The sequence below is a fragment of the Hymenobacter sp. UV11 genome, assembly GCF_004684095.1.
Classification (GTDB): Bacteria; Bacteroidota; Bacteroidia; order Cytophagales; family Hymenobacteraceae; genus Hymenobacter.
The window spans coordinates 32,075-51,633 of record NZ_SRII01000006.1 but is presented as its reverse complement, the minus strand read 5'-3'; the positions used below and the strand labels follow the sequence as shown (position 1 = coordinate 51,633).

General features: G+C 59.5%; 23 protein-coding genes. 15 read left to right on the top strand and 8 right to left on the bottom strand.

The window, feature by feature from the left end:
* Positions 1–3: 3 nt before the first annotated feature.
* The 8 genes from rpsD (at position 4) to E4631_RS12095 (ending at position 6,574) form a co-directional block, all read left to right on the top strand.
* Complete coding sequence (rpsD, locus tag E4631_RS12130) at positions 4–609, top strand: 30S ribosomal protein S4 (RefSeq protein WP_133656918.1); 606 nt, start codon at positions 4–6, stop codon at positions 607–609.
* Between the two features lie 183 nt (positions 610–792).
* Positions 793–1,782, top strand: a complete 990-nt coding sequence (locus E4631_RS12125; RefSeq protein ID WP_133656919.1) for a DNA-directed RNA polymerase subunit alpha — start codon at positions 793–795, stop codon at positions 1,780–1,782.
* A gap of 160 nt (positions 1,783–1,942) precedes the next feature.
* Positions 1,943–2,530: a 50S ribosomal protein L17 gene (gene rplQ, locus E4631_RS12120; RefSeq protein WP_133656920.1), complete on the top strand. Its 588-nt coding sequence runs from the start codon at positions 1,943–1,945 to the stop codon at positions 2,528–2,530.
* 269 nt (positions 2,531–2,799) lie between these two features.
* Positions 2,800–3,375 (top strand): RNA polymerase sigma factor, encoded by a 576-nt coding sequence (locus E4631_RS12115; RefSeq protein WP_133656921.1) that lies wholly within the window; start codon positions 2,800–2,802, stop codon positions 3,373–3,375.
* A gap of 144 nt (positions 3,376–3,519) precedes the next feature.
* Entirely contained in the window at positions 3,520–4,287 is a 768-nt protein-coding gene (locus tag E4631_RS12110) for a hypothetical protein (RefSeq protein WP_133656922.1), read from the top strand.
* Positions 4,277–5,488 carry a hypothetical protein gene (locus E4631_RS12105; protein WP_133656923.1) on the top strand — a complete coding sequence of 404 codons (1,212 nt, stop codon included), beginning with the start codon at positions 4,277–4,279 and terminating at the stop codon, positions 5,486–5,488. The genes E4631_RS12110 and E4631_RS12105 overlap by 11 nt, the downstream gene beginning before the upstream one ends.
* 12 nt (positions 5,489–5,500) lie before the next feature.
* Positions 5,501–6,019, top strand: a complete 519-nt coding sequence (locus E4631_RS12100) for a PPC domain-containing DNA-binding protein (RefSeq protein ID WP_133656924.1) — start codon at positions 5,501–5,503, stop codon at positions 6,017–6,019.
* A gap of 9 nt (positions 6,020–6,028) precedes the next feature.
* Complete coding sequence (locus E4631_RS12095; protein ID WP_240734849.1) at positions 6,029–6,574, top strand: PaaI family thioesterase; 546 nt, start codon at positions 6,029–6,031, stop codon at positions 6,572–6,574.
* Between the two features lie 14 nt (positions 6,575–6,588).
* Here the strand turns inward: E4631_RS12095 and E4631_RS12090 are convergent, their stop codons facing one another.
* Genes E4631_RS12090 through E4631_RS12080 form a run of 3 tightly spaced genes read right to left on the bottom strand, consistent with a single transcriptional unit; the run spans position 6,589 to position 9,407 of the window.
* A complete protein-coding gene (locus E4631_RS12090; RefSeq protein WP_133656925.1) occupies positions 6,589–6,939 on the bottom strand; it encodes a hypothetical protein in 351 nt (116 codons plus the stop codon).
* Between the two features lie 8 nt (positions 6,940–6,947).
* Positions 6,948–8,495 (bottom strand): DNA integrity scanning protein DisA nucleotide-binding domain protein, encoded by a 1,548-nt coding sequence (locus E4631_RS12085; protein WP_133656926.1) that lies wholly within the window; start codon positions 8,493–8,495, stop codon positions 6,948–6,950.
* A 57-nt stretch (positions 8,496–8,552) separates the two neighbouring features.
* Positions 8,553–9,407: an energy transducer TonB gene (locus tag E4631_RS12080; protein ID WP_133656927.1), complete on the bottom strand. Its 855-nt coding sequence runs from the start codon at positions 9,405–9,407 to the stop codon at positions 8,553–8,555.
* Between the two features lie 169 nt (positions 9,408–9,576).
* Here E4631_RS12080 and E4631_RS12075 point away from each other — a divergent pair, with 169 nt between their 5' ends.
* The 3 genes from E4631_RS12075 (at position 9,577) to E4631_RS12065 (ending at position 13,714) form a co-directional block, all read left to right on the top strand.
* Positions 9,577–10,542 carry a bestrophin family protein gene (locus tag E4631_RS12075; protein WP_133656928.1) on the top strand — a complete coding sequence of 322 codons (966 nt, stop codon included), beginning with the start codon at positions 9,577–9,579 and terminating at the stop codon, positions 10,540–10,542.
* Between the two features lie 180 nt (positions 10,543–10,722).
* Positions 10,723–11,421 (top strand): ABC transporter permease, encoded by a 699-nt coding sequence (locus tag E4631_RS12070; RefSeq protein ID WP_240734918.1) that lies wholly within the window; start codon positions 10,723–10,725, stop codon positions 11,419–11,421.
* Positions 11,422–11,518: 97 nt separating this feature from the next.
* Positions 11,519–13,714 (top strand): FUSC family membrane protein, encoded by a 2,196-nt coding sequence (locus E4631_RS12065; RefSeq protein ID WP_133656929.1) that lies wholly within the window; start codon positions 11,519–11,521, stop codon positions 13,712–13,714.
* Positions 13,715–13,801: 87 nt separating this feature from the next.
* Here the strand turns inward: E4631_RS12065 and E4631_RS12060 are convergent, their stop codons facing one another.
* Positions 13,802–13,981 carry a hypothetical protein gene (locus tag E4631_RS12060; protein WP_133656930.1) on the bottom strand — a complete coding sequence of 60 codons (180 nt, stop codon included), beginning with the start codon at positions 13,979–13,981 and terminating at the stop codon, positions 13,802–13,804.
* Between the two features lie 150 nt (positions 13,982–14,131).
* On the opposite strand from E4631_RS12060, the gene E4631_RS12055 reads away from it, so the two are divergent.
* The 4 genes from E4631_RS12055 to E4631_RS12040 all read left to right on the top strand — a co-directional run bounded on the left by E4631_RS12055 (position 14,132) and on the right by E4631_RS12040 (position 16,996).
* Positions 14,132–14,392, top strand: coding sequence for a hypothetical protein (locus E4631_RS12055; RefSeq protein ID WP_133656931.1), 261 nt, complete (start codon positions 14,132–14,134; stop codon positions 14,390–14,392).
* A 30-nt stretch (positions 14,393–14,422) separates the two neighbouring features.
* Positions 14,423–15,145: a hypothetical protein gene (locus E4631_RS12050; RefSeq protein WP_133656932.1), complete on the top strand. Its 723-nt coding sequence runs from the start codon at positions 14,423–14,425 to the stop codon at positions 15,143–15,145.
* 28 nt (positions 15,146–15,173) lie between these two features.
* Positions 15,174–15,932, top strand: coding sequence for an SHOCT domain-containing protein (locus tag E4631_RS12045; protein WP_133656933.1), 759 nt, complete (start codon positions 15,174–15,176; stop codon positions 15,930–15,932).
* Positions 15,933–15,994: 62 nt separating this feature from the next.
* On the top strand, positions 15,995–16,996 hold the full coding sequence (locus E4631_RS12040; RefSeq protein WP_166648021.1) for a DUF3089 domain-containing protein: 1,002 nt from the start codon (positions 15,995–15,997) through the stop codon (positions 16,994–16,996).
* Here E4631_RS12040 and E4631_RS12035 read toward each other — a convergent pair.
* The 4 genes from E4631_RS12035 to rpsI form a co-directional block, all read right to left on the bottom strand.
* Positions 16,982–17,272 (bottom strand): hypothetical protein, encoded by a 291-nt coding sequence (locus tag E4631_RS12035; RefSeq protein WP_133656935.1) that lies wholly within the window; start codon positions 17,270–17,272, stop codon positions 16,982–16,984. The two genes, E4631_RS12040 and E4631_RS12035, sit on opposite strands and share 15 nt — an antisense overlap.
* Before the next feature lie 69 nt (positions 17,273–17,341).
* Positions 17,342–18,178: a translation elongation factor Ts gene (gene tsf / locus E4631_RS12030; RefSeq protein ID WP_133656936.1), complete on the bottom strand. Its 837-nt coding sequence runs from the start codon at positions 18,176–18,178 to the stop codon at positions 17,342–17,344.
* Between the two features lie 178 nt (positions 18,179–18,356).
* The gene (rpsB, locus tag E4631_RS12025; protein WP_133656937.1) at positions 18,357–19,130 is read right to left on the bottom strand and encodes a 30S ribosomal protein S2; all 774 of its coding nucleotides are present in this window, start codon (positions 19,128–19,130) and stop codon (positions 18,357–18,359) included.
* 18 nt (positions 19,131–19,148) lie between these two features.
* On the bottom strand, positions 19,149–19,535 hold the full coding sequence (gene rpsI / locus E4631_RS12020) for a 30S ribosomal protein S9 (RefSeq protein WP_133656938.1): 387 nt from the start codon (positions 19,533–19,535) through the stop codon (positions 19,149–19,151).
* Between the last annotated feature and the right edge of the window lie 24 nt (positions 19,536–19,559).

The following is a 19,559-nucleotide window of genomic DNA, read 5'->3' as shown; positions in this document are numbered from 1 at the left end:
CCCATGGCACGTTATACTGGCCCTACCGCCAAAATCGCCCGCCGCTTTTCGGAGCCGATTTTCGGGCCGAGCAAAGCGCTCAACAAAAAGAACTATCCCCCCGGCCAGCACGGCCGTGGCCGTCGTAAGAAACAGTCGGAATACGCTGTTCAGCTGATGGAGAAGCAGAAAGTAAAGTACCTGTACGGTGTACTGGAGAAATACTTTGAGAACCTGTTTCACAAAGCCGCTGTACTGCCAGGCATCACGGGTGAAAACCTGCTGGGCCTGTTGGAGTCGCGCCTCGATAACGTAGTGTACCGTCTCGGTATTGCTACTACTCGCCGCGCTGCCCGCCAGTTGGTGTCGCACAAGCACATCACTGTAAACGGTGAAGTGGTGAACATCCCTTCTTACAAGCTGCGTCCCGGCGATTTGGTTGGAGTGCGTGAGAAGTCGAAGTCACTCGAAGCTATCACTACCAGCCTAACTGTGCGCAACTCGCGTCAGTTCTCGTGGCTGGAGTGGGATGGCAAGGACATGGTTGGTAAGTTCACCAACATGCCATCGCGTGACCTGATTCCGGAGAAAATTACGGAGCAGCTCATCGTCGAACTGTATTCGAAGTAATAATGGCATCAAATGCGGCTCGACTTTGGTTCGGGCCGCATTTGTGCTAAGCCGTTGCTGAAGCCAACGCCTTGAGAAAGACGTTGAAAGGCACTAAAAATACTCTTTAAGAGTTTTGGCTGGCTACCAATTTAAAGGCAAGCTTCGGCTTGCTTTCTTCATACATAACTAATTGCCCCACATATGTCAATCTTAGCTTTTCAGATGCCGGAGAAGGTGGTGATGGAGAAATCCGACGACTTCACCGGGACGTTTGAATTCAAGCCACTGGAGAAGGGCTACGGCGTTACGATTGGGAACGCGCTACGGCGCATTCTGCTCTCGTCGCTGGAGGGTTTCGCCATTACGTCGGTGCGCACGACTTCGGTGCTGCACGAGTTTTCGACGATTGAGGGAGTGATTGAGGATATGTCCGAAATCATTCTGAACCTCAAGCAGGTGCGCTTCAAGAAAATCAGCGACGCTATTGAGGACAAGATTACGGTGCGCATTAGCGGGCAGGATACCTTCACGGCTGGCGATATCGGCAAATTTGCCGTTGGCTTCCAGATTTTGAATCCCAAGCTGGTTATCTGCAATCTTGACTCGGCCAAGGAACTGGAGTTTGAGTTGACGATTGCGCGTGGCCGTGGTTACGTGCCGGCGGATGAGAATAAGCCGACCGACCAGGTTTTTGGTCAGATTGCGATTGATGCTATTTACACGCCTATTAAGAACGTGAAATATAGCATCGAGAACACGCGTGTAGAGCAGAAAACTGACTACGAGCGCCTCGTAATTGAAATCCAGACGGACGGTTCTATCCATCCGGAGGAAGCACTGAAAGGTGCGGCTAATATCCTGATTCAACATTTCATGCTTTTCTCGGATAGCACGATGCAGCTGAGTGGCAACCGCCCGGTGGCTGCTGAGCCTATTGACGAGGAAACCCTTGCTATGCGTAAGGTGCTGAAAACCTCGCTCGGCGAGATGGACCTTTCGGTACGGGCTTACAATTGCCTGAAGGCGGCCGACATTAAGACCTTGGGTGAGCTGGTACAGCTTGACATGGCCGACATGATGAAGTTCCGCAACTTCGGTAAGAAGAGCTTGACTGAACTGGAAAATCTAGTAGAAGAAAAAGGTCTGCATTTCGGCATGGACCTGAGCAAATATCGCTTAGACGAAGATTAATTATTGGTTTCTGGCCACTGCCCTTCACTCAGTTGAGAGGGGGTAGGGGCCAGAAACTTTTTTATTTCACCCGCTACGCCCTCGGGGCTAGGGTTCTAATGAGGCTTTTGGGTCCGCCGTGGTCCTGGTCCGCAAGCGTAGCATTTAACCAACTTGTCCAATGAGACACGGTAAAAAAATCAACCACCTAGGCCGTACCGCCTCCCACCGCAACGCGATGCTGTCGAACATGGCTTCGTCGTTGATTATCTCGAAGCGCATTACCACTACGGTAGCCAAGGCGAAAGCCCTGCGCCAGTTTGTGGAGCCGCTGCTGACTAAGGCCAAAGACGATACGACGCACTCGCGCCGGACCGTGTTTGCTACTCTGCAAAACAAAGAGAGCCTGAAGGAGCTGTATGGTGAAATCGCCGGCCGCATTGCTACCCGTCCGGGTGGCTATACTCGCATTTTAAAGCTGAGCGCTACCCGTGCCGGTGACAATGCTGATATGTGCATCATCGAGCTGGTGGATTTCAACGACACTATGCTTGAAGCAAAGAATGCTTCCGAAGCCAAGTCGACTACTACCCGTCGTTCGCGTCGTCGTGGTGGCAAGAACGAAGCTGCGGGCAACGAAACCGGTACTTCGGCTGCCGAAGTACAGGCTGATGCTCCGGCTGCTACTACTACCCAGTCGGCCCCCGCTGACACGGCTACCGATACGCTCACCAACGGCGAAACCCGCGAGGAAGCCACGGCTGAGTAATCTCCGAAAAAGAATTGAGAAGGACCTGCCGAAAAGCAGGTCCTTTTTTTGTGTCTTTACTGACGTATGCTCTGAATAGGGGGGTAGGGCCAAATCTCTTGCCGCCAGCTACGTGGTGCCGGGTGAGTAATAGACTGCCAATAGAATATATTTACGTAAGCTAGTGTCGTTTTGTGGGCTCTGTGCAACCTAGCCGCGTAAGGGCTTGTCTGTTGCGTATAGTACGAAAAGCTGCCAACCTTTGTGCCTACCCCAAGCTTAGTTTGTCTATGGAAGCCGTTGCGTATATTGATATTAATGCACCGCTGGTAGAGCGGTGCCGGGTAAACGACCGGCAAGCGCAAGCTGAGTTGTACCGGCGTTACTCAAAGGCAATGTTTAATGCCGCGCTCCGTATCACGGGTGACTATGCTGAGGCGGAGGATGTGCTGCAGGAGTCTTTCCTGAGTGCGTTTAGAGAGCTAAGCGGCTACAAGGGGGACTCGTCGTTTGGGGCCTGGCTCAAGCGGATAGTGGTGAACAAAAGCATCAATTGCCTGCGGCAGCGACGCTTGCAGCTGGTGCCACTCGAAGACTTTCACCACGATAGCTCGCCGGCTGAAAGCGTTTCACCGCACGCGAAAGAGGATGCCGAAGAGCAGCAATACCGCGCCGATGTGCTGCGGCGTTGCATTCAGGAACTGCCGGATGGCTACCGGGTAGTGTTGTCACTGTATTTGCTGGAGGGCTATGACCACTTGGAAATCGCAGGTATTCTGGGCATTACAGAATCGACCTCTAAGTCGCAATATAGCCGGGCCCGGCAGCGCTTGCGGGAACTGGCCGCTGAGCGCGGATTAAGCTAAAACCGCTATGCTTCTGGCCACTTGGCCCATTATTTGCCCTTTTTTCATCCTTTCCCACCCTTTCCTGCCGGCTTCTACCGCCGGGCAACCGTATTAGCTCGTGGCGTAATAGTAACCTGGGCAGCAACGGGGTGCTTATTCATTATGGAACCTATCAATCCTTATTCACTAGAAAAATACGCGGAGCGGCATCGGGCCGACTTCGACTTGCACGAGCCGCGCCCAGAACTTTGGACCACGCTGGAAAAGCAGCTGCACGGCGAAACTCCGAGTGAGGAGCGCCCCGTAATGGGCATAGCAAAGGATAACCACGTACCGGCCGACCGCCCCGCAGCCCAGCCTGCGATACACGTGCAGGCCACTAAGCGCTGGCAGCACTACGGCCTGGCTGCCGCGCTGGCGGCGTTGGTGATTGCGGCAGGGGTAGGGGAGAGCTGGAAGGCTAATCATGCGCCGGTAGTAGCTGCTAGTTCTGCTGCGGATGCCGGCCTCTACGTAGGGCCTACGACTAGCTTATTGACGGCCAGCCACGGTGAGGGAGCCGACGTGGATGCGCGCCTCGACACGGCGGTGCATGGAATGGAACGCTACTACATTGCGCAGCTGAACGACCGCAAATCGCAGCTGGGCCAGCTGGCGCCATCGGCCACGGCCGAGTGGGCGCACGAGTTGGTAGGGCTCGATTCGAGCTATCAGCAGCTTAAGCGCGAGCTGCCGCAGCACCCGCAGCCAGAAGTGGTGCTGACGGCTATGAACCGCAACCTGCAAATCAGGCTCGATATTTTGGACCGGCAGTTGGAGCTGCACGGCGACGACCAGGCCGCGCTTGCGGCGGGCAATTCCAGCGAGTATGTGCTGGCTGATAGCCGGATGGTGGCTGATAACGTAGTAGTGCGCCGCCATGGGCGTTAGGGTTTACCAGCTATTGCTGGCCGGCCTGAGCTTTACGCTGCTAGGCCACGCGGCGCAGGCCCAGGCGAGCGCCGACCAGGCTACCGAGCGCACGCAGACCAACTACGTGGCGCCGGTGGTAGGCAGTGCGCAGGAAGTGCCGGTGGCGCAGGTACCGGACCAGCAGGAGGCTACCCCCCCCATTGAGCAGCGACGTCACTTTAGCCGCAGCATTAAAGTGACGAAGGTGGGTCAGTCTTTCTCGCTCGATACCCGCTACGGGCGGGTGCGGGTGAGCGCCTGGGACAAGCCGGAAATCAAGGTAGAGGCGGAACTGATAGCCCGCGCCGAAACTCCGGTGGCAGCTACTCAGCTGCTGGATGCCCTAAGCGTGCAGTGGCTTGACTATGACGCCCGCACCGGCGGCGCGGCCGTCTGCTCGCAGTTTGGGCCAGAGTTGAAGGGCAAATGCAGCGGCGCGGGCTGCCGCTACGAAATTAGCTATACTGTGTGGCTGCCGAGCACTACGGCCCTGCACATCAAAACTAAGTTTGCTGATGTGACGGTGGCCGGCGACTGGCAGGGCCCGGCGCAGCTCGATGTGAACTACGGTACCTTGCGCACGGCGCGCCTCAACGGCACGGGCAACGTGGTGCACATTGCCAACGGCGACGCTACCCTGCCCTACGCTCAGCAAGCTACGCTGCAGGCCGACTACGCCAAGCTGCGCCTCGATGCGGGCGAACAGATTGAGCTGCTTACTAATTATTCGGATGTGGATATGGGTACGGTGCGCGACCTGACGGTGCATAGCAAGTACGGCGATGTGGCGCTGGGCAGCGTGCGGACGCTGCGGGGCTCGTCGGGCTACTCGCATTTCAGCGTCGATAAGCTGAGCGAGGGCCTGGATATGGCCGTGCGCTACTGCCCCGATTTTGAGGTGCGCGACATGGGCGCCAACTTCCGGCAGGTAACGCTGGATGGCGGCTACAGCACCATTCGGCTGGGTTTTGCGGAGGCTACCCCCAGCTTTCGCTTCGATGTGAGCACCGAGCAGGGCCAGCTGCTGGTGGATAAAAACCAGGTACGCGTGCTGTCAACGGGTGGCAAAGCGGACGGCATTGCCGATGTAATGGGCGTGTATGGCAGCCGCATGCCGGCGCCGGGGGCGGGCAACGTCAATATCAAGGTGCGCTACGGTACAGTGCGCTTCAGCAAATAGCTTTGTGGGGTGATGCGCCCTCTTCTTTTTCTATTCTTCAGCTGCCTGGCCGGCCCGGCGCTGGGGCAGGCAGCGCCTCCGGCTATGCCTCCTACCCCCTCCTCCAGCGTGCAAGCCTACGCGCTGCGCCTGCGGCCCGGCGATGACCTGCGCCAGCAGGTGCTGGCCTTTGTGGCGGCGCACCACCTGGAGGCAGGCGCGGTGCTGACCTGCGTAGGCAGCCTCACCGACGTGAGCCTGCGCCTGGCCAACCAGGAAGCCGCTACCCATTACCACGGGCATTTTGAAATAGTGTCGCTGGTTGGCACGCTCTCGGCCAGTGGCGGCGGGCACCTGCACCTGGCCGTGGCCGATAGCACCGGGCGCACGCTGGGCGGCCACCTGCTCGATGGCTGCCGGGTGTACACAACGGCGGAGCTGGTGCTGGGCGCGCTGCCAGCGTTGCGCTTTGAGCGGGAAAAAGATGCTACCTATGGCTACAACGAGCTGGTGGTGAAACCGGCCCCGGCCCGAAGCCGCAAAAAGCCCTAGCTTCGCCCGGTGCCGGCCGGGTTCGTTGCGGTGGGCGCTGCTACTATGCTCCCTACCCCCCTCGCCGCCGCCGACTCGCCCCAAGCCGCTGCCTTTCGCCGCCAGGTGCTGAGCCCGGCTAAGCTACGGCTTTTTATGCTGCGCAAGCTGCCGATGGCCTGGCTGGCGGGCCTGCGCCTGCGCGCGCTCACGCCCGAGGCCGCTACCGTGACGATACGCTATAAGTACCTGACCCAAAACCCATTTCGCAGCATCTACTTTGCCTGCCTGGCAATGGCAGCTGAGCTGGCATCGGGTATGCAGGCCATGATGCAGGTGCAGGGGGCGCGGCCGGTATCAATGCTGGTGGTGGGCCTCACGGCCGAGTTCAGCAAGAAAGCCACCGGCTTCATCGCCTTCACCTGCCCCGATGGCGCAGCTATCGCCCTGGCCGTGGCCGAGAGCCGCGCCACCGGCGAAGGCCGCACCGTGGTATGCACCAGCACCGGTGTGGATGAAGCTGGCGATGTGGTGGCGGTGTTTAAGATTACGTGGTCGTTTCGGGCGAAGAGGTAAGCAGTTAGCAGCGTTTACCTCAGTAAGCGCCAAGCAATAAAACAAAGCAAACAAAGCAGCAATAGCAGCCCGGCTGAACGGATTCTGCTCTCGCGGCGGCGCAACTGCTGTTGATAAACAATGGCCTCCGTGACTGGTAGAAAGTAGCCGCGCCACGCATTGTCGGGAGTAGCAAGTGCCCACTGCTCAGCTGTGCCGGACAGTTCATAGCAGGCATCGGGCTGATAAGGCAACAAAAAATCAGCCGCTGATTGCTGGGATATCAGCGCTGCTTGCCCCGCAGCCAGTAACCGCGTAAGCACCGCGTCGAATGCTTCAAATTCTGCCTGGCTGGCAAACCCGTAGTAAGATTTCAGTGGAGACATGCTGATTTCTAAGCGATTCGGCTTTCCGCAAGGTTTTCCTTGGTGAGCACGTCCACCATGCCGTCTTCGCTCACTACCACTACCAGGCAGGGGTAGGGCGAGCTTTCGACGTAGCGCATGGCCGAGTTGTAGCGCGCGCCGCGGGTGCCGTTGCCGTTGCCGGTGGCCACGCCATCGAGGATGACGCCGATGGAGTAGCAGTAGCCGTCGGGGTCGAGTAGCACGGCGCCGTCGATGCTGGTGATGAGCTGGGTAATGAGCGGAGTGAGCGGTACCGGCTCAATGAGGGTGCATTGCAGCTTGAGGCGGTCGGCCTCGGCCAGGGCCTCGGTGGTAATGACGAGCAGCGTGCCCGAGGGCTGCCGGCTGGCTTCGAGCACCACGTCCCAGAGATGGGTAATCTTCTCGGGCTTGACCAGGTCGAACGTGCGCTTGAGGTCACGCTTGAAGCGGGTGCGGTTGAGGCGTGGGCGCGGCAGGTTGGGCAGGCCGTAGCGGGCCCGCAGGAGCACCTGCCCGGCGTGGGAAAATTCCCAGGCGTAGTGCTTTACGAAGTGAATGTCGAACAGGTCCTCGCGGTGGGCATTGTAGTGGCCCACCTGGCGGCCCAGGGCATATACTTTTTCGCCGTCGGCGAGCAGGTGCACGTCGTGGCTAGTCATTTCGAGCAGCTTGCGCACGGCGCGGTAGTCGCTAAGCTCGGTGGGGCAGGTGAGGGCAAATACCTCCTCCACGTTGGGGTGGCCGCGCTGGGCCAGTAGCAGCCGGCCAATGCCCTCCGAGCCCTCGTAGCGCAGGCTGGAAATGGTGTTGAGGGTATAGAAAAGGTTGGCAACGCCGGGGTCGGCGCCCAGGGCGTGGGCGGGCGTGTCGAGCAGGCTTTTGCCGGCGGCGCGCAGCAGTTCCTCCGTTTCGCGGGGCCGGAAGAGGAAGCCCGCGCCCGGCTCCGGCTCGGTCAGCGACTTCAGGCACTCCTCGTTGAAACGGTACATGGCCGCCACCAGCAGCGAGTTGGCCAGCGGCTTGCCACTGGTATAGAAGCGGTTGGGCTGCAGCGACGGGTACGAGCGCAGCGGCTTGCGCCGCACTTGCAGCAGCGTAAACACGAAGTAGCCACCCACCCGCACCGGCCAGCTGATAAAGTGCTGGTGGTGCGTACCCTCATCAAGCGTATTCAGTAGCTCCTGCACCACGGTGCGCACGCCGTAGTTTTCGTAGCGCTGGCGCAGTAGGGCCGGGCTCATCTCCGAATCGAAAGCCAGCGCTGTGGGGGGGCGCATGTCCTGTTGCCGCTCCAGCCCCCGCGCCACGGCCCCGTCGAAGATGTCGCAGGGCAAGTCGCTTTCGGCCGGCTCCTGGCAGGTGGGTAGCCCGGCGGCGGGGTCCATGGGCAGGGCCAGCAGCTGCACGTGGGGGTGCAGGTCGTCGTCGAGGGCATCGAAGAGCGCCTGGGCAATATTCTGCGCGGCCTCGCGGTAGCGCCGCTGGTGCTGCCAGATGTAGTTGGATATAACCGTGGGCTGGGACGGCGGCGAGGGGGCGAGGGTAGCGTGCATAGCAGAAAAGGCGCGAAAGCCGGAGCCGCGCGCCTCCTTCTGGCCATGCGCGAAACTCTACAGCTGAAATATAACCGGCAAGGTCATCTTTTGCTTTATTGGCTTGCCCTGGTACGTGGCCGGCTCCCACTTGGGGGCTGCCTTAATGAGGCGTACGGCTTCCTCATCCATGCCCGAGCCGTGCTTCTGCACCACGCGCACATCGGTGAGCGAGCCGTCGGGCTGCACCGTAAACTCTACGGGCACTTTGGCTTGCATGTGGCGCTTGCGGGCCAGCTCGGGATACTTCTGGTTGGCCGCAAGCCAGGTAAAAAAAGCAACGTTGCCGCCTACCGGCTGCGCCGATTTTTCGGGCCGGATGATGGCCGCGCCGTTGGCCGCCGTGCCTACAACTGAGGTGGTGCCGGGTGCGGACGCCACCGCGCCGGGGGGTAGGGGCTGGTCGGGGTTGCTTGCGCCGGGGGCGGGCACCTCTATCACCTCGCCCGAGCCGGGAGCCAGCACAAAACTCACGGGCACCGTTACGCGCTGGCGCACGGTTTTACCCTGCTGGTGGGCGGGCATCCACTTTGGCCCGGCTTTTATGACCCGGATGGCCTCGGCATCGAGCAGCGGTGCTACGGGCTGCTTCACTTCAACCGCGCCTACGCTGCCGGTGCGCTCCACTACGAAAGTGACTAGCACGGTGCCTTCCTGGTTGGCCCGCAAGGCGGCAGTGGGGTATTTCTGGTGGCTTTGTAGGTACTCGGCGTAGGCAGCAGGGCCGCCCCTGGGCACGGCCGGCTGCTCCACGGCGTCGTAAATGTGCTGGGGGTCGTCGGGGGCATACTTGAGTTTAACGGGTTTTTGCGCCAGGGTGGGGGTAGCAGACGCTAATACCAGCAATAAAGTGAATGGACGAAGATTAAACATGGATTAAAAATGGAATTTAGGCCGGCAATAAGCCGCTACAACGCGTATAGAATACGTGCGGTAGTGGACGAATTTTCCGGTTAGCTTTCGGCAGTGTTAGACAAAGAACGCGCCGAGCAACCTGTCATAAGCGTTTATTTGCTAAAAATTACAATTAGGTTTAACTTCTATGTACGTTCGAAAAAATCTACGAGCCAGCTTTGTTTGGCGCCAGTATGGGTGGCGGCCGCTTACCATTTTTGCTCTCTACGACGCCTTTATCTGCCTGCTCTACGGGCCGCTCAATATTCACTGGCTCGACATTCCGTGGCAGCCGGTGGCGCTGCTGGGTACGGCGGTGGCCTTCTACATCGGGTTTAAAAATAACGGCTCCTACGACCGCTTCTGGGAAGGCCGCCAGATATGGGGCTCCATCGTGAACACATCGCGCTTCTGGACCTTGCAGTCGTTCGACTTCATTAGGGATGCGCCCGGCAACTACACCATGAGCCCCGAAGAGCTATACGAAACGCACCGCCGCATGGTGTACCGGCAGGTGGCCTGGTGCAATGCGCTGCGCCTGCACCTGCGCCGCCAAACGGCGGAGTTCTGGCAGACCGACGTGGTGCCCTTCCTACTCGACCCCGCCGATTGGGAGCTGGCCACGATGGCCAACCCGCCGGCCCACCTGCTGCGTCATCAAAGCCGTAAAATTCAGGAGTTGAACGAGCGCGGCCTGCTGACCGAGTACCGGCACGTGGCCATGATGGAAACCATTCAGGATTTATTTAATACGCAGGGAGCTTGCGAGCGCATCAAAAACACGCCCTTCCCGCGGCAGTACGCTTTCTTTAGCTATTTCTTCGTCTGGATTTTTGCCGCACTGCTGCCGCTGGGTCTGGTAGAGGAGTTTGACCACCGCGTGGCACTGGGCCCCTTCCACGTGTGGCTGATGGTACCCTTCGCGGCCGTGGTTAGCTGGGTGTACAACACGATTGAGCGGGTAGGCCACCGCAGCGAAGACCCCTTTGACAACCTGGAAAACGATGTGCCCATTACGGCTATCTGCCGCAGCATCGAGATTGACCTGCGCCAACTGCTGGGCGAGGACCGCACCCCCAAGCCCGTGCAGCCTGTGGCAGACGTGCTCTTTTAGTGACTAGTGACGAATGACTAGTGACGAATGGCGCCTCATCAAATAATATGGGGCGTCATTCGTCACTAGTCATTCGTCACTAGTCGTTAATTTCAGGGGTACCTTTGTGGTCTTATGTTAGGTGGAGTGAAGTATAGATACCCCCGGCCGATTTCCGCGTTTGGCCGCTTTGTGTTGTTGATGCAGAGCATGGTAACGCGGCCCGAGCGCCGGCAGGTTCTTTGGGAGCGCACGCTTGAAGAGGCTGTGGAAATTGGGGCGGGCTCGGTGTTTATTGTGGGACTGGTGGCCACCTTCATCGGGGCCGTTACCTGCGTGCAGATTGCCTACAACATGGTGAACCCGCTCATCCCGATGAGCACGGTGGGCTTCATGGTGCGCGAAATGACCATTCTGGAACTCGCGCCCACCATTATTTCGGTGGTGCTGGCTGGCAAGGTAGGCTCGGCCATTGCGGGCAGCCTGGGCACCATGCGCATCACGGAGCAGATTTCGGCCATCGACGCGATGGGCATCAACTCGGCTTCCTACCTAGTGCTGCCGCGGGTGCTGGCCTCGCTCTTCGTGTTTCCGCTGCTCGTTATTCTGGCCATGAACCTGAGTATTCTGGGTGGCTACATTGCTACCCAGCTGTCGGGCGCCATGCCGGGGGCCGATTATATTGAGGGTATTCGCTACTCGTTTAAGCCCTTCACGGTAGTGTTTTCGCTCATTAAGTCGGTGGTATTTGCCTTTTTGGTGTCGGCCATCTCGTCGTACAAAGGCTACACGCTGCGCGGCGGTGCCCTCGAAGTGGGCAAGGCCAGCACGGCAGCCGTTACCAACTCGATTATCTCCATTCTGCTGGCTGACTACGCGCTGGCTAGCATATTGCTGTAGCAAGAGGGGGTAGGGGCCACGCGGTAATTAGTAGTTTGGGGCGTTAGTTGCGTAATGGCTGTTGGCCACCGCTCCTTGCCAACCTGTTCCTCTCCCAATGCCGCTCGCTTTGCCCCGCGTGTCGCGCCGCGACCTATCGTACTTTTTCTTTAGCCAGCAGTTTTCTGATGGGCTGCGCACCACAATGGCCATCTTGCTGCCAGCGGTGGCCGGGGCGCAGTGGGGCGAGTTTGCGGCAGGCATTACTATCTCGACCGGGGCCGTGTGCCTGAGCGTGACCGACACGCCGGGCCCGCCGCAGCACCGCCGCAATGGCCTGCTGGCCGCCCTGGTACTAGTGTTTGTGGGCGCGCTGCTCACGGGCGGGCTGGCGCCCTACCGACTGTGGCTGGGCATCGTTATCGTGGCGCTGAGCTTTGGGCTAACGATGCTGCTAGTGTGGGGCGCGCGCGCGGGCGCGGTGGGCTCGGCCACGCTGCTGGGCATGGTGCTCACGCTGGCGCACCCGCCGGTGGGCTGGCGCGAAGGCCTGCTGCACGCCGGGCTGCTGGCGCTGGGCGGCGGCTGGTATTTGCTGCTAGCCTTGGTGCAAAACCAGGTGCAGCCCTACCGCTCGGCCCAGCAGGCGCTGGGCGAGTGCCTGCACGCCGTGGCGGGCTTCCTGCACTGCAAAGCCGCTTTTTACAATGCTGCTACCGATTTGGAGGAAGATTACCGCCGCCTAGTGGCCCAGCAGGTGGTGGTGAATGAAAAGCAGGAAGCCGTGCGCGACCTCATCTTCCGCTCGCGCCAGATTGTGAGCGAAAGCACCAGCACCAGCCGCCGCCTAGTGCTCACCTTCACCGAAACGGTGGACCTCTACGAGCATATTACGGCGGGCTATTATGACTACGCCGCCCTGCGCACGGACTTCGGCAGCACGGGCGTGCTGGCCGAGATGCAGGCGTTTCTCAGTCGCCTGGCCACCGACCTCGACTACCTGGGCAGCGCCGTGCTAGCCAACCGCGCCTACGGCAGCCCGCCGCCCGACCGTCTCGCCGAACTCACGCGCCTGCAGGCCCGCATCGCGGCCCTACCCCCCCCCGCCGACGCCACTGGCCCGAGCACGCTGGTTTTGAAGAAAATTTTGGTCAATCTGCGCGACCTGCACAAGCGCGTGACCAGCATCCGGCGCTACTTCGACGAGGCGCAGGCCGCCGCCCTACCCCCCGACCCGCGGCGCGTAGCCAGCCACACGCAGTTTGTGGCTCAACAGGAGTTGGAGTGGAGCGCATTCAGCGAAAACCTGACGCTAGGCTCGTCGGTGTTTCGGCACGCCGTGCGCATGGCCGTGGCCTGCGCCGTGGCCTACGGCGTGGCCGAGTTGCTGTGGCATGGCCAGCACAACTACTGGATATTGATGACCGTGACGTTTATGCTCAAGCCCGGCTTTAGTCTCACGCGTGAACGTAATATTCAGCGTATTATGGGAACTTTAGTGGGTGGGGCGTTGGGCGTGCTAGTGCTGTGGTCGGTGCCCAACGGCGACGTGCGCTTCGGCCTGCTGCTGGTGTTTATGGTGGTGGCCTATTCTTTTCAGCGCAGCAAATACCTCGTTACGGTCATATTTCTGACGGCCTATCTGCTCATCATGTTCAGCTTCCTGGGTCTGAGCTACCTAGGTGTGATTGAGGAGCGTCTCACCGATACGGTGCTGGGCTGCGCCATTGCGCTGGCCACGGCCTACCTGCTGTTTCCGCGCTGGGAGGGCGACCAGCTACCCAGCCTGCTGGCCGCCACGCTGCGCGCCAACCTCGCCTACCTGCGCCAGCTGGCCGACCGCCTGGCCGGCCGCGAGGTGCCGCCCACTACCTACCGCCTGCTGCGCAAAGACGTGTACGTGGCCTCGGCCAACCTCGCGGCGGCCTTCCAACGCATGCTCTCGGAGCCGCGCCGCACCCGCCGCCACCCCACCGAGGTGCACGAGTTTGTGGTGCTCAATCACATCTTATCGGCCAATATTTCGGCTCTTACTACCACCTGGCAAGACGAGGCCACGCCTAACCCCAGCGTGCCGCCCGAAAGCCGCCGCGTGCTCACCAGCGCCCAGGCGGCCCTCAGCAAAAGCCTGGCGCGCCTGGCCGCCGCCCCGGCCGATGGTCCTACCCCCGCCCCGACGGCGCTACCGCCCGAAGTGCCAGCCGACACCCAGGCCGACACGGCCACCGCCGACCGCACCTTGAGCGAGCAGTTGGCCTTTTTGCAGAAGGTAAGCACCGACCTGAGCAAAGTGACGGAGGCGCTGGTTGCGTAAGCAGAGGCTGACAAGCAGCCTGATTTTTAGCTGCCCTGCACGCGCTTGGCGCTACCGCTTGCCTGGGCCGAGCAATGGGGTAGGGGCTTACTGTTTACGGCCCGAGCCGTCGGGCTTTTTGCCGCCGCCGTCCTGCTTGTTTACCGTGGCCCAGGCGCGGGCTTCGGCTTCGTCGGCGGACACGCCCTTTTGTTGGTAGCCTTCTTCGATGTGCTCGGCCTGGCGTTTTTGCTTGTCGGTGTACTTCGACTTATCTCCCTGTGGCATCGTAGTAAGAATAAACGTGACAAAAACCAGCCCTGCGTGGCGGGCCGGACTACAGTTTATACGTGGTCGCCGTGGGCTGCGTTAAAGTAGCGTTTAGCTCGACGGGTGGGGTAGGAGCCTTATCTTCGGCCATTTCCCTCTTTCTTTCGCATGCGTCACGTCGCCGATATTCCCTATCCGCAAGTCAAAATCACCCTGCTCGCCTGGAATGGCAAGTACCTGCTCAAGCTGGAGCAGGGCCCGCTGGAGCAGACCTACAAAGTACCCGAGCTGGACCTGAGCGGCATCGTGCCGCCCGACGTGGAGATTCGGCAGTTGCTCGACGACGAGTTTCTGACCGCCGCCGTGGCCCGCTTCCAGCTTATGCAGCAGGATATGCGCGCCGCCTTTGCCCGCCACGACCTGCGCTGATTTCCTACCCCTACCTTCTTTCTTCTTGCCATGCTAAAATCGTGTATTCTATTGCTGCTGACTTGTTTGCCAGGCTTAGTCGCTGCTCAAACTGACCTGTACCTGGTGAAAAACGGCCAGCTGCCCTACGCCGGCCGCACGCAGCAGAGCGTGAACGTGGTGGTAGAGAGCCCGGTGAACGATTCGCGCGACTTTTTCCAGGCCTTTATGAAGGAGAATTACCGCATGTCGTTCAAGGGCGGGTTGGGCGGCTTGCTGGGCAAAAACAGCATTCTGTCGGTGAAGCAGGTGCCAGGTACGGCCATTTCGAGCCGGGCCGTGGACCTGTACACCGCCTTCACGGCCCTCACCGACTCGACCACGGAGGTGGCCATGTTTGGCGGCTTTGGCGAAAAGACTTTTTTCTCGCCCGACCTTACTTCCGTAGAATTCAAGCGGATGCAGGCTATGCTGGAGCGCTTTGCGCCCGCCGCCCGCGCCAATGCCTACCGCCAGCAGGTAGCGGTGGCCGAGGCCAAAGTAGTTGCCATTGATAAGGAAAAGGACAAGCTGAACAAGGCCATGCAATCGGCCCGCGACAACACGGCCGCCAACCTGCGGCGCATCGACGAGCTGCTGCGCCAAAACCAGACCAACGCCCAGCTGTTGCGCCAGGATAGTACCCAGCTCGTGGGCAACGGCCAGCTGCGCGAAGTGAGCCAGGCGCAGCTCGAACGCCGCCGCGAACGGCTAACCACCGTAGAACACAAATAATTATTCGCCCCCGCCGCCGCTGCCCACTATGAGTCCGTCCGATGCCCATTCGTCGCTTGCTGCCCTCCGGCAGCTCAAAGAAATGCTGGACGCGGGCACCATCACGCCCGCCGAATTTGAAACGCTGAAGCGCCAGCTCATCTTTGGGAATGAGCCGTTCGCGCCACCAGTGGCGCCTACCCCCCCCGCATCAGCCGAAGCAGTGCTGGTAGCGCTGGGCCCCGACCCGGCCAGCTACCCTGGCCTGAGCCCGGAAATACCAGTCGAGCCCGCGCCTACCCCGCCCCCGGCAGTTGCCCCCGATTGGCTGGCTGCTGCCGCACCGGGCCTACCCCTCATCGACGAGGCTAGCCTGCCGCCGCTCGCCGAGCGCCGCAATCCGCTCAGCTTCGTCTTCCTTATGGGCGGCGTTCTGGTGCTGCTGGGCATTGTGCTCTTCTTGTTTATGGACCGCCCCAACAACCCCGATGAGCACCTGACCAGCGCCAGCCAGACCGCCGCCGACTCAGTAGCCACCGTGCCCGAAGTAGGCCCGCAGGCCGAGCAGATAACCCTACCCCCCGCTGCCGCGCCCGAAACCATTCGGGTAGCTCCTGTGATACGGCCCGCGCCAGTAGTTCGCCCCCTCAGCGTTGATACGGCGACGGTGCCAGCCCCGGTCGTTGCTGCGCCGGTAAGCAAAGCGCCTGCCCAGGCCGCGCCGGTTGCCCCGCCTGCCAAGGCCCCAGCCGCTGTAAAGCCCGCCGCCCCGCCCGCGCCCAAAGATTCTACCACCAAGACGCCGTAGCCGTGCAGCCGGGTTTTCTACGTTGGTGCCTGCTAGGTAGTAGCTTCTTGATAGGTAGCTGCTTGAGTAGCTGCGTCACCGTTATCAAGCCTATTCATAAGTTTTCGGTTGAGAACGCCGGGCCCGCGCCCGACTACACCGACTCAACGGCCTGGGCCGCGCTGCCCGGCCACTACACGGCCGCCCAGCAGCGCCCACCTGGCCTGCCGCGCCCCGCGCCTACCCCCGCCGATACGGTGGCCGATGTATTCTACGTGCATCCAACTACGTATTTCTGGAAGCTGGGCTACTGGAACGCGCCACTGCGCCTGAAGCGCCTGCGGCGTTTCACGGCCCGCACCTGCCTGCGCAACCAGGCCAGCTTATTCTACGACGCGGGCCGGCTCTACGCGCCGCGCTACCGGCAGGCCACGCTCTACGCTTTTTTTGCCCCAAATCATATCAATAGCAAGCCCGCACTCGACCTAGCGTATGCCGATGTGAAGACTTCTTTTCTGTATTATCTCGCGCACTATAATCACGGCCGGCCGTTTATCCTGGCCGGCCACAGCCAGGGTACTACCCACCTCGCCCGCCTGCTGCACGAGCTGGTAGACGGTAACCCGCAGCTGCGTAAGCAGCTGATTGCAGCCTACTTAATCGGTCGCAAAATAAAGCCCAACGAATACCTACACCTGCCCGCCCTGCGCGACTCGCTCCAAACCGGTGGCATTATTGCCTGGAATACTACCTCGCGCGGTGCCGAGTTCCCGCCTTATCGTGGTCTGCTCGTTACCAATCCGCTCACCTGGACGCTCGACTCGGCCGCTGCGCCCGCCAGCCTCAACCGTGGCGGCGTGCCGCTCACCTTCAACCGCATCGACCCGCATGTAACCGGTGCGCAGGCGCACCACGGCCTGCTCTGGGCCAGCCCTACCCACCCCTCGGGCTATGAGCACCTGCACATCCCCGGCGAGTCGGAGCTAAGTGCTTCTTATCACTTAGTTGATTACAATTTCTTCTACCTCAACATGCGCGAGAATGCTCGGGCACGGGTGCGGGCGTGGCAATCAGCTCATAAATAGCGCTAATTCAAACGTTTTGCGGTAGTGAGAAAGCTGCATGTTAGGATTACGCTGATTAAATTCATTGATGCCGGCCCAAAAGGCTGTCTCATCAAAAGCGGTGAAATCATTCACAGAAGCTAGCGCTAAGTTGTGCAGTTGGTAAGCTACTGGCCCCACAAAGCGTCCAATTCTTACAGCCTGCTCATCGTCAGTCAGGGGTAGTGGAACATTTCGTATATCCAATAAGAACTGGTATACGATGCTACGATAAGCAGCTTTATGTTTGTCGTCCATACCACAAATAAAAAGCCCGCTAGCTCATTGCCAGCGGGCTTTTTATTCCAAAGCAAATCAGGCCAAAAACTAGGCGCCGATTGCTACGCGCTTGAACGCCTCTACCGTCATGCCTTTCGACGTTTTGTCGAGCAGCTGAGCGATGGTCATCGAGTTGTCCTTCACAAATTCCTGGTTCAGCAGGGTGTTGTCTTTGTAGAACTTGTTGAGCTTGCCCTGAGCGATTTTCTCCAGCATAGCTTCGGGCTTGCCTTCGGCACGCGCCTGCTCCTTGCCGATTTCGATTTCGCGCTCTACTGTGCCAGCGTCCACACCGTCTTTGTCAACGGCAACGGGCTTCATCGCTACGATTTGCATAGCTACGTCGCGGCCGATGGCGGCCGTGTCGGCGCTACCCACGTTTTTCAGGCCTACGAGTACGCCCTTCTTGTTATCCGAGTGGATGTACGAAGCTACTTTCTCAGCGGTCAGGGTAGCGTAGATAAGGTCGAGTTTCTCACCGATTTTGCCGGTCAGCTCGGTGATGTGCTCCTGCACGGTGCGGCCATCAGCCTCTTTGGTAGCCAGCAAATCTTCCTTGGTGCCGACGTTGGTTTTCACGGCAGTGTCCAGGATTTGCTGCACCAGGGTGCGGAAGTCAGCTACTTTAGCTACCGACTCCGTTTCGCAAGCCAGGGCAACCAGCTTACCGATGGTGCCATCCTCGCTCACGTTGACCAGTACCAAGCCTTCCGACGTGGCATTGTCGGCGCGCTTGTCAGCTATTTTCTGACCCTGCTTGCGCAGAATGTCGCGAGCGGCTTCGAAGTCGCCATCGGCTTCGGTCAGCGCTTTTTTGCAATCCATCATGCCCGCGCCAGTCATGGTGCGGAGCTTATTTACGTCTGCGGCGGTGATAGTGGCCATTAGGGTAAGGGGATTGTAAAACGCAGTGGCACTGCGTTTAATCGTTGTTTAAATAGAACGGCAGAACCGCTTTAACGGGAACGGAGTGCCACTCCGTTCTACAGGTAAAAAATAAAAAAGGGAACCGCCAAGCACTTGCCTCGACCGTTCCCTTTTTCGTCAAGCTTTAAAAAGCGGCTTAGGCTTCGGTGTCAGCTTCGGTTTTTTCGGCAATAGCGGCCTCATCGGCTTCCTTGCGGTCGGCATCTTCCTTATCAACCTTGCGCTCCGACAGGCCATCTTCGATAGCCTTGCCAATCACGTTCATGATGAGTTGAATCGACTTCGAGGCGTCGTCGTTGGCCGGAATCGGGAACTGCACCAGCTCGGGGTTCGAGTTCGTATCCACGATAGCGAAAACCGGAATGCCCAATTTCTGAGCTTCTTTCACGGCAATGTGCTCACGCTTCACGTCAACTACGAACAGGGCAGCGGGTAGGCGGCTCAGTTCGGCGATACCGCCCATTACGCGCTCTAATTTGTCACGCTCACGTGACATCATGAGCTTCTCGCGCTTAGCAAGGGCGGCGTAGGCAGTGTTTTCTTTTACCATCTTGTCGATGGTGCTCATCTTTTTCAGCGACTTGCGGATGGTGGCGAAGTTCGTCAGCATCCCGCCCAGCCAGCGGTCAGTAACATATGGCATCTTGAGGCGCTGAGCCTCAGTCTGCACAATTTCCTGGGCCTGCTTTTTGGTAGCCACGAACATGATTTTGCGGCCGCTTTTCGCAATGTTGCGAATAGCTGAGGCAGCATAATCGAGCGAAGCCAGCGTCTTGTTCAGGTCGATGATATGGATGCCGTTCTTCTCCATGAAGATATACGGCGCCATTTTCGGGTCCCACTTGCGCGTAAGGTGACCAAAGTGGGCACCCGCGTCAAGCAGCTCTTTATAAGTGGTGGTCTGAGCCATGATAGTCTGCTTCGGATTTTAGCGTTTAGAGAACTGGAACGAGCGACGAGCTTTGGCTTTGCCAAACTTCTTACGCTCGACCATGCGGGGGTCGCGGGTCATAAAGCCTTCCTTGCGAAGGGCCGATTTAACCTCAGCGTTGTCGCTTACCAGGGCTTTCGAGATGGCGAGGCGGATAGCCTCAGCCTGGCCGGCGATACCACCGCCGCTCACGTTCACCTTGATGTCGTACTGGCCCACCTGCTCGAGGGTAGCCAGCGGCTGGTTCACGATGTTCTCCAACAGTTCGTTGGCGAAGTAGGACTTCATGTCCCGGTCATTGATAGTGATATTCCCTTGCCCGGCCTGCATGTAGATGCGGGCCACCGAGGTTTTTCTTCTACCAGAGGTGTTAGTAGTTGCCATTTAGTGGAAAAATGTGCGACCAAA